Below are 13,968 nucleotides of genomic sequence, written 5' to 3'. Positions count from 1 at the left end.
TCTCTCTCCCTTCTTATAATCTATTACTTATTTGTTTACAGTTCCCAATGTTTAATTTTACTTATCATATCCATCGTCATAATCGTCTAAGTCAAATACGTCATCTTTAATGTATTCTTCATCGATGTCAGTCGTTTCATATTCTTCTTCGTAATCCTCTTCAATATCTTCATCTACCTCTTGATCACTAAGTTCTCCGTCAACAGAATCATAAGGGAATTCGCTATTTTCAAGATCTAAATCGCTGATGTCATCATCAATAGATTCTTTAATCTCTAATTCAGCATCCTCTTCCGTTAACACCTTTACATCTAAACATAAACTCTGTAATTCTTTTATAAGTACTTTAAAGGACTCCGGTACTCCTGGTTCAGGAATATTCTCTCCTTTAACAATACACTCATAAGTCTTAACACGCCCAACAATATCATCAGATTTAACAGTTAATATTTCTTGTAGCGTATGGGCTGCCCCGTATGCCTCTAGTGCCCAAACCTCCATCTCTCCGAACCTTTGACCACCAAACTGTGCTTTTCCACCTAATGGCTGCTGAGTAACTAAAGAGTATGGCCCTGTACTTCTAGCATGAATTTTGTCATCAACTAAGTGATGCAGTTTAAGCATATACATATAACCTACGGTTACAGGATTATCAAAAGGCTCTCCTGTTCGGCCATCATATAAAGTAATTTTACCTTCACGAGGATATCCAGCCTCCTCTAGCGCATCCATAACATCTATCTCAGATGCCCCATCGAATACTGAAGTTGCAACTTCCCAACCTAGAGCTTTAGCCGCAAGCCCTAAATGGATTTCTAAAACCTGACCAATGTTCATACGAGATGGTACACCCAGTGGATTTAATACAATCTCTAGTGGAGTTCCGTCAGCTAAGAATGGCATATCTTCTTCAGGTAGTACTCTAGAAATTACCCCTTTATTACCATGTCTTCCGGCAATTTTATCTCCAACATTGATTTTTCTCTTTTTAGCTATATACACCCTAACTAGTTCATTAACTCCAGGTGGTAACTCGTCTCCGTTTTCTCTAGAGAACACTTTAATATCAACTATTATTCCAGACTCACCGTGAGGTACCTTCAATGAAGTATCTCTTACCTCTCTAGCTTTTTCTCCGAAAATAGCTCTTAAAAGTCTTTCTTCTGCCGTAAGTTCAGTTTCACCCTTAGGAGTTACTTTTCCTACTAAAATATCTCCAGATTTAACCTCGGCTCCGACTCTAATAATTCCTCTTTCATCTAAATCCTTAAGTGCATCTTCGCTAACATTTGGGATATCCCTTGTAATTTCCTCTGGTCCTAGCTTAGTATCCCTAGCATCGGCCTCATACTCTTCTATATGAATGGATGTCAGTGCATCCTCTTTCACTAGCTTCTCACTAATTAGGATAGCATCCTCATAGTTATATCCTTCCCAAGTCATAAAGCCGATTAATATGTTTCTACCTAAGGCTATTTCACCATTTTCAGTAGAAGGTCCATCAGCTATTACATCCCCGGCTTTAATTATTTCTCCTTTTTTAACAATTGGTTTTTGATTAATGCAGGTTCCTTGGTTTGAACGTTTAAACTTCAGTAGCTTATATCTATCTTTAGTACCTTCATCTGTTTTAATAATTATCTCTTTTGCTGTTACCTTATCGATAACTCCACTGTTTCTTGCTACTATTACTACCCCTGAATCTTTGGCAGCCTTATATTCCATACCAGTCCCTATTACAGGTGCCTGAGGTTTAAGTAATGGAACTGCCTGTCTTTGCATGTTCGAACCCATTAGGGCACGGTTAGCATCGTCATTTTCTAAGAAAGGAATCATTGCAGTAGCAATCGAAACTACTTGCTTTGGAGATACGTCCATATAATCTACCTCTTCAAATGGAACAATATCAATGCCACCAAAGTATGTTCTAGCAGTTACTTTTTTATTTGCGAATCTACCCTCATCATCTAAAGGCTCATTAGCCTGGGCAATGATAAATAAATCCTCTTCGTCTGCAGTTAAGTACTCTACATTACTGGAAACTACAAACCTCTTTTTATCTACTTTCCTATATGGGGACTCAATAAATCCATATTCGTTTACACGAGCATAGGAACTTAATGAGTTGATAAGACCGATGTTTGGTCCCTCTGGAGTCTCGATAGGACACATACGACCATAATGTGAATGATGTACGTCACGAACCTCGAATCCAGCTCTCTCTCTAGATAGTCCTCCAGGCCCTAGAGCAGAAAGACGTCTTTTATGTGTAAGTTCAGCTAATGGATTTGTTTGATCCATAAACTGAGATAACTGTGAGCTACCAAAAAACTCTTTTATAGAAGCTACTACAGGTCTAATATTGATAAGTGCATTTGGCGTCACTAGCTCAACATCCTGTATTGTCATTCTTTCTCTTACTACTCTTTCCATTCTAGAAAGTCCAATTCTATATTGGTTTTGTAAAAGCTCACCAACAGAACGTAGCCTTCTATTTCCTAAATGGTCAATATCATCTATATTTCCGATGCCGTGAGCTAAGTTAAATGCATAGTTTATAGATGAAATAATATCTGCAACGATTATATGCTTCGGTATTAATTCTCTCATGCGTTCTGAGATAGCTTCTTTAATCTCATCCTCATTCTCATACTTATGTAGAATTTCCTGTAAAACTGGATAGTATACCTTTTCTTTAATTTTTAAATCATCAACATTGAAATTAATATGCTCACTTATGTCAACAAAGCTATTGCCGATTACCTTAACCACTTTGTGGTCTTCAGAAAATACTCTTGCTTCATTTATACCTATATTTTGAATAAATAAAGATTTTTCTCTGTCTATAAGTTGTCCTTCTTCTACAATTATTTCTCCAGTTCTAGGATCAACTATGTTCTCAGCAGCTTTTTTATTGTAAATTCTATTAGCAATTGAAAGCTTTTTATTAAATTTGTATCTTCCAACCTTAGCTAAATCATACCGCTTAGCATCAAAAAACAGAGAATTAATTAAATTAGTTGCACTGTCTAATGTAGGTGGTTCTCCAGGTCTAAGTTTTTTGTAAATTTCAAGTAGTGCACTTTCACTACTATCAGTACTATCCTTATCCAGTGTTGCTAAAACTCTCTCGTCTTCACCTAAAAGATTTTTAATTTCTTCATTTGTACTGTAACCTAAGGCTCTCAATAGTACTGTAACCGGTTGTTTTCTTGTTCTATCAATCCTTACAGAAACAATATCATTTGAATCTGTTTCGTACTCTAACCAGGCTCCCCTGTTAGGAATAACTGTTGAAGAAAATAGTTGCTTACCGGTTTTATCTATTTCTTTTGAATAGTAAACCCCTGGAGATCGTACTAGCTGACTTACTATAACCCTCTCTGCACCATTAATAACAAAGGTTCCTGTTTCAGTCATCAAAGGCAATTCACCCATAAAAACTTCCTGTTCCTTAACTTCACCAGTTTCTTTGTTAATCAAACGAACCTTTACTTTTAATGCAGCAGCATAGGTCACATCTCTTTCCTTTGACTCCTCGACGTCATATTTTGGCTTCTCATCTAAGTGATAGTCCACGAACTCCAATATTAAATTACCTGAGTAATCTACTATAGGAGATACGTCTTCAAGAACTTCTCTTAATCCTTCATCTAAAAACCATTTGAAGGATTCTTTTTGAAGTTCAATTAAATATGGTGCCTCAAGTACTTCTTTAATTCTAGAATAGCTCATTCTTTCTTTCTTACCAACTTTGACAGGATGTGGCATGCTAATATTCACTCCTTGTAACTGTAATAAATTAAACAATTTTTAATCAAATCTTCCCTTAAGAAGATATAAAGCTAACTAAAGATTAGTTTTTGCAGTAAATAAATTTATTGTAATTAAGTAGTATAATTTTTACTAAATATAAGGCCAAAAATTTGTCACTACACATATACTATTGACAACATTTTCTATATTTATACAACTAAAAAAAACACTATAATGCAATTTACTATTCTATCATAATGTTTTATGAATTGTCAATATTATGTTATTCAGTAAATTTTCTTCAATAGAAAAATTTTTCAAAAAATGATAAAAGGTACTCCCTAAGGAGTCCCTTTTAAATTTAATCAGTTAATTACTTAACTTCTACAGCTGCACCAGCTTCTTCTAATTTAGCTTTGATTGCATCTGCTTCTTCTTTAGCAATACCTTCTTTTAAAGCTTTAGGAGTATTGTCAACTAATTCTTTAGCTTCTTTTAATCCTAAACCAGTAAGTTCTCTAACTACTTTAATAACGTTGATTTTTGATGCTCCTGGGTTAGCAAGGATTACATCAAACTCAGTTTTTTCTTCTACTACTGCTGCTGCTGCTCCACCAACAACTACTGGCGCAGATGCAGATACTCCAAACTTCTCTTCTGCCGCTTTAACTAACTCGTTTAATTCTAAAACCTTCATATTTTCAATTGCTTCTAAAATTTGTTCAATTGTCATTATAGGCACCTCCATAATTTTTAAATTAATTTAATTTGTTTTTTTAATACTATTGCCCTTCAGCTTCTTTTTTCTCTGCAATTGCCTTAACTAAGTAAGCAAAGTTTGAAACTGGAGCTTTTAAGCTTCCTAATAATTTCGCTATTAGAACTTCTTTTGATGGTACAGTTGATAATTCTTTTATCTTATCTTCATTGTAGAAAGTTCCTTCTACTATACCAAATTTTAATTCTAAAGCCTTATTATCTTTAGCAAACTCTCCTGCAATTTTAGCAGGTGCAACTGGGTCATCATATCCGAAAACAATTGCATTTGGTCCAACTAACTCACTCACTAGTTCTTCCATGTTTGCATTTTTAGCAGCCATTCTTACTAAAGTATTTTTATATACTTTGTATTCAACGCCTTGCTCTCTACATCTTTTTCTTAACTCAGTAACTTGCTCTACCTTTAATCCTCTATAATCCACTACAATCGCAGCCGCAGATTTTTGAAGTTTTTCGGTAATTTCATTAACTACTTGAGACTTTAAATCCTTTGCATTTGACATCCGTTAACCCACCTCCTCATTCTTGTAAACCTTTGCCGATAATATAAAAGACCCCTTGATGTGTAGACATGAAGAGGTCTTGTTTTTAACAAATTTATTAAAAACCTCGGTAGGATATTAAGCTTAATGCACCTACTGTCTACGGCAAATATTCAACTTTTAATGTCTTGATAATTCTAGCAAATATATTCAACCTTTGTCAACTGTTAATTTATTACTCCGCAGCTTTTGCTGGATTAACTTTGATTCCAGGTCCCATTGTACTAGTAATAGTTACGCTTTTTAAATATTGTCCCTTAGCCGCAGCTGGTTTCGCTTTAACAACAGCTTCAACTAATGTTTTAATATTGTCAACAAGTTTATCTTGCTCAAAAGAAGCTTTTCCTACTGGTACGTGAATAATATTTGTTTTATCAAGTCTATATTCAACTTTACCTGCTTTAATTTCTTTAACTGCTTTCTCAACGTCAAACGTTACTGTACCTGATTTTGGGTTTGGCATTAAACCTTTTGGTCCTAACACTCTACCTAATCTTCCAACTACACCCATCATGTCAGGTGTTGCAACAACAACGTCAAAATCAAACCAGTTTTCTCCCTGGATTTTAGTTACTAATTCGTCTGCTCCTACAAAGTCAGCACCAGCTTTTTCTGCTTCTGTTGCTTTTTCACCTTTAGCAAAAACTAACACTTTTGCTGTTTTACCAGTTCCATGTGGTAGTACAATTGCTCCTCTTACTTGTTGATCTGCATGTCTTGAATCAACACCTAATTTAAGATGCAACTCTATTGTTTCATCAAATTTTGCTACTGCAGTCTTTTTAGCTAATTCTACTGCCTCAGCTAATCCATAAGCTTTAGTTTTATCTACTAGCTTCATTGCTTCTAAATACTTTTTGCCTTTTTTAGCCATTTTAATTCCCTCCTTGTGGTTTTAACGGTTTATTTGTGAGAACCTCCCACTAAACTAAACGATAGTTCTTAGTCAATAACTTCAATTCCCATGCTTCTTGCTGTACCAGCAATCATGCTCATAGCTGTTTCTACTGAAGCAGCATTTAAGTCAGGCATTTTTAACTCAGCGATTTCTCTGATTTTAGCTTTAGTAATTTTTCCAACTTTCTTTTTGTTTGGCTCACCTGATGCTGATTCAATACCAATTGCTTTTTTAATTAAAACTGCAGCTGGTGGAGTTTTTGTAATGAAAGTATATGATCTGTCTTGGTAAACAGATATTACTACTGGAATAATTAATCCAGCTTGATCAGCTGTTTTAGCATTGAATTCTTTACAGAATCCCATGATGTTAACCCCGTGTTGTCCTAATGCTGGCCCTACCGGTGGTGCTGGAGTTGCCTTTCCTGCTGGTATTTGTAATTTAATTTGTCCTGTAATTTTTTTTGCCATTTTACTACACCTCCTTAATATATTGATGGTTATATCCTTTGTAAAATATAATCCAAAATTAAATTGAAACTACTTGATCAAAACCTAATTCAACAGGAGTCTCTCTTCCAAACATAGAGATGCGAACTTTAAATGTTTGCTTTTCTAAGCTTACATTTTCAACAGTACCTACAAAACTCTCGAATGGTCCAGAAATAACACGCACTGAATCTCCACGTTTTATATAAACTTCCTGACGAATAACTTCAACTCCCATAGCTCTTACTTCCGCATCCGTTAATGGAATTGGTTTAGAACTAGGGCCTACAAAACCTGTAACCCCTCTCGTATTTCTAACTAAATACCAAGACTCATCAGTCATTATCATTTTTACAATAACATAACCAGGGTACAATTTTGTTTCCTTAATCTTTTTCTTACCGTTTTTAATCTCTACTCTTTCCTCGGTCGGTACTTTTACTTCAAGTATTACGTCATCCATGCCTCTATTCTCAACTATTTTCTCTATGTTTGTTTTAACCTTGTTTTCATGGCCAGAATAGGTATGGACAACATACCATTTCGCTTGTTGTTGGGACATATGTGGACCTATCTATCTGAGATAGATAGTGCTCCCCTCCTTTTAAACAAATTGATTATTTAATAATTAAACCTAACCCTGAACCAAAAACTGTGTCTAAAATCCAAATAATTGCAGTTGCAATAACACAGGTTACAATTACTACCCCTGTATGGTTAGATAACTCTTTTTTGTTTGGCCAAATAACTTTTTTAAGCTCAGACTTTACGCCTTTAAAGTATTTCCCAAGTCCTGCTTTATTATTAGTATTTGCTTGGGTTGACATAATACTCACTTCCTTTTAACAAAAAATTTTAAATCCCCAACCTTTAATTATTTTGTTTCTTTGTGTGCTACATGAGTTTTACAAAACCTACAGTATTTTTTTAACTCAATACGATCAGGATTAGTTTTTTTGTTTTTTGTTGTATTGTAGTTTCTTTGTTTGCACTCTGTACAAGCAAGTGTTACTTTAACTCTCAATTGTTACACCTCCTACCTTTAACGAGCAACTTCATAAGTATTATTTACTGCCTTATGATTATAAGCTTATTGTGTAAGTAACTAATATAGCTACTGAAAATACACAAACCACACTCATTCTATAAAAGCCATCTTATAAAATCTATCATATTTTTTTTTGTATGTCAATAAAAAAGGCTCTGTCAAAATATTAATATTATATTCATAATTTTAACATCTAAAGGACTAGGTTCCCCCCTAGTCCCTTTTTTTAACATTTAACTACTCGATAATTGAAGCTACAACTCCAGCTCCTACAGTTCTTCCACCCTCACGGATAGCGAATCTTAATCCTTCTTCTGTAGCGATTGGGCTGATTAATTCGATTTCCATAGTTACGTTATCTCCTGGCATAACCATTTCCATTCCATCTGGTAACTTGATTGATCCTGTTACGTCAGTTGTTCTGAAATAGAATTGTGGTCTGTATCCATCGAAGAATGGAGTATGTCTTCCACCCTCTTCTTTTTTAAGAACGTATACTTCTGCCATGAATTTTGTATGTGGTTTGATTGTTCCTGGCTTAGCTAATACTTGTCCTCTTTCAATCTCTGTTCTTTGAACCCCTCTTAAAAGTGCTCCGATGTTATCTCCAGCTTGTGCTTGATCTAATAGTTTTCTGAACATCTCTACTCCTGTTACTACTAACTTTCTTGGAGCTTCTGATAATCCTACTAACTCTACCTCGTCTTGTACTTTTACGATTCCTCTTTCTACTCTTCCTGTTGCAACTGTTCCTCTTCCTGTTATAGAGAATACGTCCTCTACTGGCATTAAGAATGGTCTGTCAATTGCTCTTTCTGGCTCTGGAATATATGTGTCAACTTGCTCGAATAACTCAACAATTTTGTCTCCCCATGGTCCCATTGGATCATTTAATGCTTGAAGTGCTGATCCTCTGATTATTGGAGTGTCATCTCCTGGGAACTCATACATATTTAATAAGTCTCTTACTTCCATTTCTACTAATTCTAATAACTCTTCGTCATCTACCATATCACATTTGTTTAGGAATACTACGATGTATGGTACCCCTACTTGTCTTGATAATAGGATATGCTCTCTTGTTTGAGGCATTGGACCATCTGCTGCTGAACAAACTAAGATAGCTCCGTCCATTTGTGCTGCTCCTGTGATCATGTTTTTAACATAGTCAGCATGTCCTGGGCAGTCAACGTGTGCGTAGTGTCTGTTTGGAGTCTCGTACTCAACGTGTGCTGTTGAGATTGTAATTCCTCTTTCTCTTTCTTCTGGTGCTTTATCGATTTGGTCAAATGCTACTGCATTTCCTGTTCCGTATCTTTTGTTTAATGTCATTGTTATAGCTGCTGTTAATGTTGTTTTACCATGGTCTACGTGTCCAATAGTTCCAATATTTACGTGCGGCTTATTTCTTTCAAACTTTGCCTTTGCCATCTTAATAATTCCTCCTTAGTATATGTACATTCTATGATTTTCTATTATTTATATATGTTCTATTTATTATTCACTGTTTCAAGATATCTTTCAAGTTTTCTTTTCACTCTTTGAAGCGCATTATCAATAGACTTAACGTGTCGTCTTAAATCCTTAGCAATTTCTTGATATGATCTCCCCTGCAAGTAGAGCATTAGAACTTTAAGTTCTAAGTCACTTAAGATTTCTCCAATTTTGTCTTCCATACTGAGTAGCTCTTCCCTACAAATAATCAGCTCTTCAGGATCAGTGATTTTATGCCCTGATATAATATCTAAAAGAGTTCTATCAGACTCTTCATCATAAATGGGTTTATTTAATGAAACATAAGAGTTAAGTGGTATATGCTTTTGCCTTGTAGCTGTTTTAATTGCAGTAATTATTTGTCTAGTTATGCATAGTTCTGCAAAGGCTCTAAAAGAAGTTAGCTTGTCCGGTCTATAGTCTCTAATAGCCTTATATAAGCCTATCATACCTTCCTGTATAATATCCTCCCGATCTGCTCCAATTAAAAAATAGGATCTTGCCTTTGCCCTAACAAAATTTTTATATTTTGTTATAATTAAATCAAGTGCTTCGTTATTTCCGCCCTTTGCAGACTCAACTATGGTTTCATCTAAAACCTCTTGTTCCTCAATTACTTCCCCATTCATAACTATACTATGCACACCCATCTCCTCCACCCTTTTAGAAAACTTCTTTTTCAAGGCCTGTCCATCTTCCAACCCAAAAAACTTCAAATTAATTATACATTAACTACAGAACCAAAGTCAACATAAAATAGTTAGCTTCTTCTTAGTTTTTCAAGCTTTCTAAGTAATACAGGGTCAATTCGGGTTGACAGAATATCTTTTTCGGTTTTTGTTTTTGAGGTTTTTATTTTTATCTTATTTTTTATATTTTCAAAGTCAATTATTAGTTCACGAACTGAGACTCTTGTAGCCCCTCCACCCAAAACCATTTGTTGTTCTGCCCAATCATTGGTGGCAACGACAACTCTATTTGTTTTAGCTATAGACATTATTGCTTTTTCAATATATGAGTCTGCGGTTTCTCGTTCTTTAGTATAAACAATTTTGACTCCTCTTAACACTTCTTTACTTCCGTTATTTCCCTTAACTAAATGAGCATCAAATACAATAATTATATTTTTCCCAGTATAACTACTATATTCTGCCATTCTAGCAGCTAATTCCTCTCTAGCTCCTTCTAGATCTACATCTGCGTTTTTCTTCAAAGAGGGCCATGCATTGATAACATTGTATCCGTCTAAAATTAAGTACTCTTTCAATGAATATTCCCCCTTCTATAAATATTTCTGGGTTTCTATTTAAGAAAGTCTTTGTCTAAAAACTTCATACATAATTATACTTGCAGCTACTGAGGCATTTAGAGATGAAACCTTGCCTTTCATAGGTATATTGATCAGAAAATCACATTTTTCCTTGACTAGTCTTGATAGACCCTGCCCCTCACTACCTAAAACGATTGCAATTGGCCCTTTAAAATTCTCTTCAAAGTGAGTTTTTTCTCCAGCCATATCAGCTCCAGCTACCCAAATTCCCTGGTCCTTAAGCTTATCAATAGTCTGTGCTATATTCGCAACTTTAGCTACTGGAACATATTCAATGGCCCCAGCAGAGGTTTTGGCTACAGTTGCAGTTAATCCTACAGAACGTCTTTTAGGTATTATTATACCATTTACACCTACCGCATCTGCAGTTCTCATAATCGATCCTAAATTATGAGGGTCCATAATCTCGTCTAAAATCAATATAAAGGGCTGCTCATCTTTATTTTTAGCAGCATCAATTATATCCTCTAATGTACTATATTCATATGCAGCAACTAAAGCGATAACTCCTTGGTGTGAATTTGTTTCAGACATTTCGTTAAGCTTTTGTTTTTCTACGTACTGGATGGTAAGTCCCTTTTCTTTTGCTATTCCAATAATTTTATTAATTGAACCCTCTCCAGCTCCTTTAGCAATTAAAATCTTATCTATTTCTCTGCCAGATTTAAGAGCTTCGAGCACAGGATTCCTTCCTTCAATTCTATCACTATTCACTTAATCACCCCTGATATATTTTTAAATATTTTAACCAATTTATATATTTCTAAACTTATGACTTAACAGATACCTTAGATGCAAACTGTTGTTGCATTTCAAGTTGCTTGCCACAGGTCATTTTACCCTCTTTGCACTTTCCATAGACGCAAGAAGGTAAGGCCTTTTCATAAAGTACCTCAGACATACTTTTTAATTCACTTAGCTTCTTAATAGCTAATTCCCTAATTTCCCATTGTGAATTTTTACAAATGCGCTCAGATAGCATTGTACGATCTACTCTGGCATTTGTAGATATAATTAATTTAACAGCATCACAATTTAGTAAAAATGGTAGGGCCTTTGCATTATCATATTTTTCTAAAACATAAATTCTAAATTCCTTTATAGCTTGTACAACTTCCAAATACTCTTCATAGAACACTGAATTTTCAATGCTTAGGGGGACAATAACCTGTCTTTCCTTATCTAATATTAGATTTAATAAATCTTCCCTAACATTTTCAGAAAGTCTATGTCTAATTTGCTGATGATAAGTCACCATACTACACATCATTCCAAATACCGTCCTTGCCTGCTCAGCAATACTATCGTGTCCGTACCCTAAAACCCTATTTGCCACGGCTTTTGCCTTTTCAGAGGCTAAATTACCCCAATCCTCAAGGCGCTCCGAAGGCGTTTCTTTCAACGTACTCGTAAGAGCACCTAAGCCCACCTTTAAATCCAGATCTTTAAAAGTACTAAATAATATCATATTGTCAGTATTACTTAATTTTCCAAACTCTTCATCATATAAAGATTCTACAAGATCGCTTTTTGTTCCACTATGTATATCAAAATTGGTTAATAATTCCACTAGTTTTTTGGGTAAATTTCTGCTTAATTGACTTTCCATATCCTTAAATATCCCTATGTATTTACTATTATTAAACAAAGAATATAGATTAAATAACTTATTACCGGTCATAGCAATCGATAAATTTGTTAGAGTACTTAAAGGTAGAATATATCGTGCATCTTCAATAGGGATACCATACTTATAATTTTCTACTTTAGGCCTACCTATGAATTGTCCATCATTTAACTGGGACATCCTTTCATATAATGCAAAGGCTTTTTTTGTTAATTGAATAGCTTTATTATTATCCTCTGTTGATAATAAGGGTAAACTATAAGAGTTATCGTCCATAGTAACATACCTCTGGCTTTGCTGCACATATGAGTCCTTTAGTTCACATAGTAATGTACTTTGTACCCTGTCAATTTTTTCTGCAACAAATGCAATATTTACAACTTTTAATACTTCTTTTAACGTAGCTTCATCTATACTATTAATGTTATTTTTTTCAAGCCATGATTCTATCTTATCCAATCCTGTACTTTCAAAATTTGTTATTCTCATAGAAACCTCCAAATTATTGGCTATTATATTATCAATTAAATTATATATTAAAACTAAAGTCTTAGAAAGAACGAACTTGCTTTAACAACAACCTGAAACGAAACAACAATTACCCACTTATAAGTGGGCTAAGGAATTGTACCTATTTTCTTTTCGTTTATTATTTGAACAGATTTATTTAAAATTTCACATAGCCGATCTAACTTACCTGTATAAAACAAGTAACCTACTAGTGTTTCAAATCCCGTAGCATATTTATAATCACTTAGGACAGCGTTTTTGGGCACAGTTGAGCTCTTCTGATTTCTACCCTTTTTAATTACAGCCCACTCATCCTCACTTAGTTGATTCTCTAAAGCATGTACCACCTCTGCCTGAGATTTCGCTTTTACATAAGAGGTGGCCTCTTTGTGAAGCTCATTAACAGAAACATTTCTTTTTGACACTAAATAACTTCGAATGAACACCTCATATATGGCATCACCCATATACGCTAAAACCAAAGGGGCCATCATTTTAACCTCTGCCTCCGTTTTTGGTTTTCCATTACATAAAAAACTATGTAAAATATCTGTCATATTACATCACCCTATATTCTAATTTACTTTTTATTATTATCTTTCATAATAATTCTTTTATCTAGTTTATTTTTTGAAGTAATCTTTTTTATTTCATATGGATTAACCTGTTAATGGAAATAAAATGGACATTTCCACTGGTTTAACCATGTAATTCCAATTAAGATTTAAGTATTTCAAACTTTATAGAACATTGTTCATTTTTTGAGCATGTATCATACTATTAGCCTTACATATCAAAATTTTTTTAGTTTATAGATTACTATATATCTTCATACTTTACCATAGCTTACTATATGGAATCAACTAGTATTATCTTAAATTATAGGAATAGCAAAGGAATACTATTTTTACTCCCACAAAAAGAGGAGTTGGTTTTACCAGCTCCCCTCACATTTTAAATAGTGTACACATTTAATGCACTTAAAAGTACTCTCTATGTACTAAATACTTTAAATTATTTTGGTGGCATTACAGTAGCTTTGCCATCTATAACTACTTTACCATTTTGGTTTTCACACCATGTTCTACAAACTATACGATTCTTTTCTACATTCATTTCAACAACTTCTACCGTAGCCTTAATCGTATCACCAATTTTAACTGGAGCTAAGAATTTCAACTCCTGGCCTAAATAGATTGTACCTGGTCCTGGGAAGTGCATACCAAGCACACAAGAAATAAATCCAGCAGAAAGCATTCCATGTGCTATTCTTCCACCAAACGGACTATCCGCCATTACTCTTTCATTACAATGGGCAGGATTTAAGTCTCCAGTAATTCCAGCAAATAAATATACATCTGTTTCTGTAACTGTTTTTTCAAAGGAACCTTGATCTCCAATTTTCATTTGGTCTATAGTAATACCTTTCACAAAAACACCTCCATAGTTTTTTATTTATCTTAAAACAATTCCTAACCTTTGTTTTGCAATAATC

15 protein-coding genes and 1 other annotated feature are annotated in these 13,968 nt (G+C 34.3%); all 15 genes read right to left on the bottom strand.

Annotated features, from left to right (window positions below; all coding sequences use genetic code 11):
• Window positions 1-57 precede the first annotated feature (57 nt).
• The 15 genes from rpoB to HZR23_RS06345 all read right to left on the bottom strand — a co-directional run bounded on the left by rpoB (window position 58) and on the right by HZR23_RS06345 (window position 13,904).
• Window positions 58-3,771, bottom strand: a complete 3,714-nt coding sequence (rpoB, locus tag HZR23_RS06415; RefSeq protein WP_132849629.1) for a DNA-directed RNA polymerase subunit beta — start codon at window positions 3,769-3,771, stop codon at window positions 58-60.
• 358 nt (window positions 3,772-4,129) lie between these two features.
• Window positions 4,130-4,489 (bottom strand): 50S ribosomal protein L7/L12, encoded by a 360-nt coding sequence (gene rplL, locus HZR23_RS06410; RefSeq protein WP_132849628.1) that lies wholly within the window; start codon window positions 4,487-4,489, stop codon window positions 4,130-4,132.
• Window positions 4,490-4,538: 49 nt separating this feature from the next.
• Window positions 4,539-5,039 (bottom strand): 50S ribosomal protein L10, encoded by a 501-nt coding sequence (rplJ, locus tag HZR23_RS06405; RefSeq protein WP_132849627.1) that lies wholly within the window; start codon window positions 5,037-5,039, stop codon window positions 4,539-4,541.
• A 34-nt stretch (window positions 5,040-5,073) separates the two neighbouring features.
• Window positions 5,074-5,202: a sequence feature (ribosomal protein L10 leader region), on the bottom strand.
• A gap of 51 nt (window positions 5,203-5,253) precedes the next feature.
• A complete protein-coding gene (gene rplA, locus HZR23_RS06400) occupies window positions 5,254-5,952 on the bottom strand; it encodes a 50S ribosomal protein L1 (protein WP_132849626.1) in 699 nt (232 codons plus the stop codon).
• Between the two features lie 68 nt (window positions 5,953-6,020).
• Window positions 6,021-6,446 carry a 50S ribosomal protein L11 gene (rplK, locus tag HZR23_RS06395; RefSeq protein ID WP_132849625.1) on the bottom strand — a complete coding sequence of 142 codons (426 nt, stop codon included), beginning with the start codon at window positions 6,444-6,446 and terminating at the stop codon, window positions 6,021-6,023.
• A 58-nt stretch (window positions 6,447-6,504) separates the two neighbouring features.
• Window positions 6,505-7,026: a transcription termination/antitermination protein NusG gene (gene nusG, locus HZR23_RS06390; RefSeq protein ID WP_207667938.1), complete on the bottom strand. Its 522-nt coding sequence runs from the start codon at window positions 7,024-7,026 to the stop codon at window positions 6,505-6,507.
• Window positions 7,027-7,081: 55 nt separating this feature from the next.
• Window positions 7,082-7,291 carry a preprotein translocase subunit SecE gene (gene secE, locus HZR23_RS06385; RefSeq protein ID WP_132849623.1) on the bottom strand — a complete coding sequence of 70 codons (210 nt, stop codon included), beginning with the start codon at window positions 7,289-7,291 and terminating at the stop codon, window positions 7,082-7,084.
• A gap of 47 nt (window positions 7,292-7,338) precedes the next feature.
• Entirely contained in the window at window positions 7,339-7,488 is a 150-nt protein-coding gene (rpmG, locus tag HZR23_RS06380; RefSeq protein ID WP_132849622.1) for a 50S ribosomal protein L33, read from the bottom strand.
• Between the two features lie 261 nt (window positions 7,489-7,749).
• Window positions 7,750-8,943 (bottom strand): elongation factor Tu, encoded by a 1,194-nt coding sequence (tuf, locus tag HZR23_RS06375; RefSeq protein ID WP_213050339.1) that lies wholly within the window; start codon window positions 8,941-8,943, stop codon window positions 7,750-7,752.
• Between the two features lie 59 nt (window positions 8,944-9,002).
• Entirely contained in the window at window positions 9,003-9,635 is a 633-nt protein-coding gene (gene sigH / locus HZR23_RS06370) for an RNA polymerase sporulation sigma factor SigH (protein ID WP_132848986.1), read from the bottom strand.
• Between the two features lie 131 nt (window positions 9,636-9,766).
• The gene (locus HZR23_RS06365; protein ID WP_132848983.1) at window positions 9,767-10,273 is read right to left on the bottom strand and encodes an NYN domain-containing protein; all 507 of its coding nucleotides are present in this window, start codon (window positions 10,271-10,273) and stop codon (window positions 9,767-9,769) included.
• Window positions 10,274-10,312: 39 nt separating this feature from the next.
• Window positions 10,313-11,050 carry a 23S rRNA (guanosine(2251)-2'-O)-methyltransferase RlmB gene (gene rlmB / locus HZR23_RS06360; protein WP_132848982.1) on the bottom strand — a complete coding sequence of 246 codons (738 nt, stop codon included), beginning with the start codon at window positions 11,048-11,050 and terminating at the stop codon, window positions 10,313-10,315.
• A gap of 55 nt (window positions 11,051-11,105) precedes the next feature.
• Window positions 11,106-12,452: an FAD-dependent thymidylate synthase gene (locus tag HZR23_RS06355; protein WP_132848981.1), complete on the bottom strand. Its 1,347-nt coding sequence runs from the start codon at window positions 12,450-12,452 to the stop codon at window positions 11,106-11,108.
• A gap of 128 nt (window positions 12,453-12,580) precedes the next feature.
• Entirely contained in the window at window positions 12,581-13,030 is a 450-nt protein-coding gene (locus HZR23_RS06350) for a Mini-ribonuclease 3 (protein ID WP_132848980.1), read from the bottom strand.
• Window positions 13,031-13,487: 457 nt separating this feature from the next.
• Window positions 13,488-13,904 carry a MaoC family dehydratase gene (locus tag HZR23_RS06345; RefSeq protein ID WP_132848979.1) on the bottom strand — a complete coding sequence of 139 codons (417 nt, stop codon included), beginning with the start codon at window positions 13,902-13,904 and terminating at the stop codon, window positions 13,488-13,490.
• Between the last annotated feature and the right edge of the window lie 64 nt (window positions 13,905-13,968).

The sequence above is a fragment of the Serpentinicella alkaliphila genome (assembly GCF_018141405.1).
GTDB lineage: Bacteria > Bacillota > Clostridia > Peptostreptococcales > Natronincolaceae > Serpentinicella > Serpentinicella alkaliphila.
This window is presented reverse-complemented; position numbering and strand designations above follow the sequence as displayed.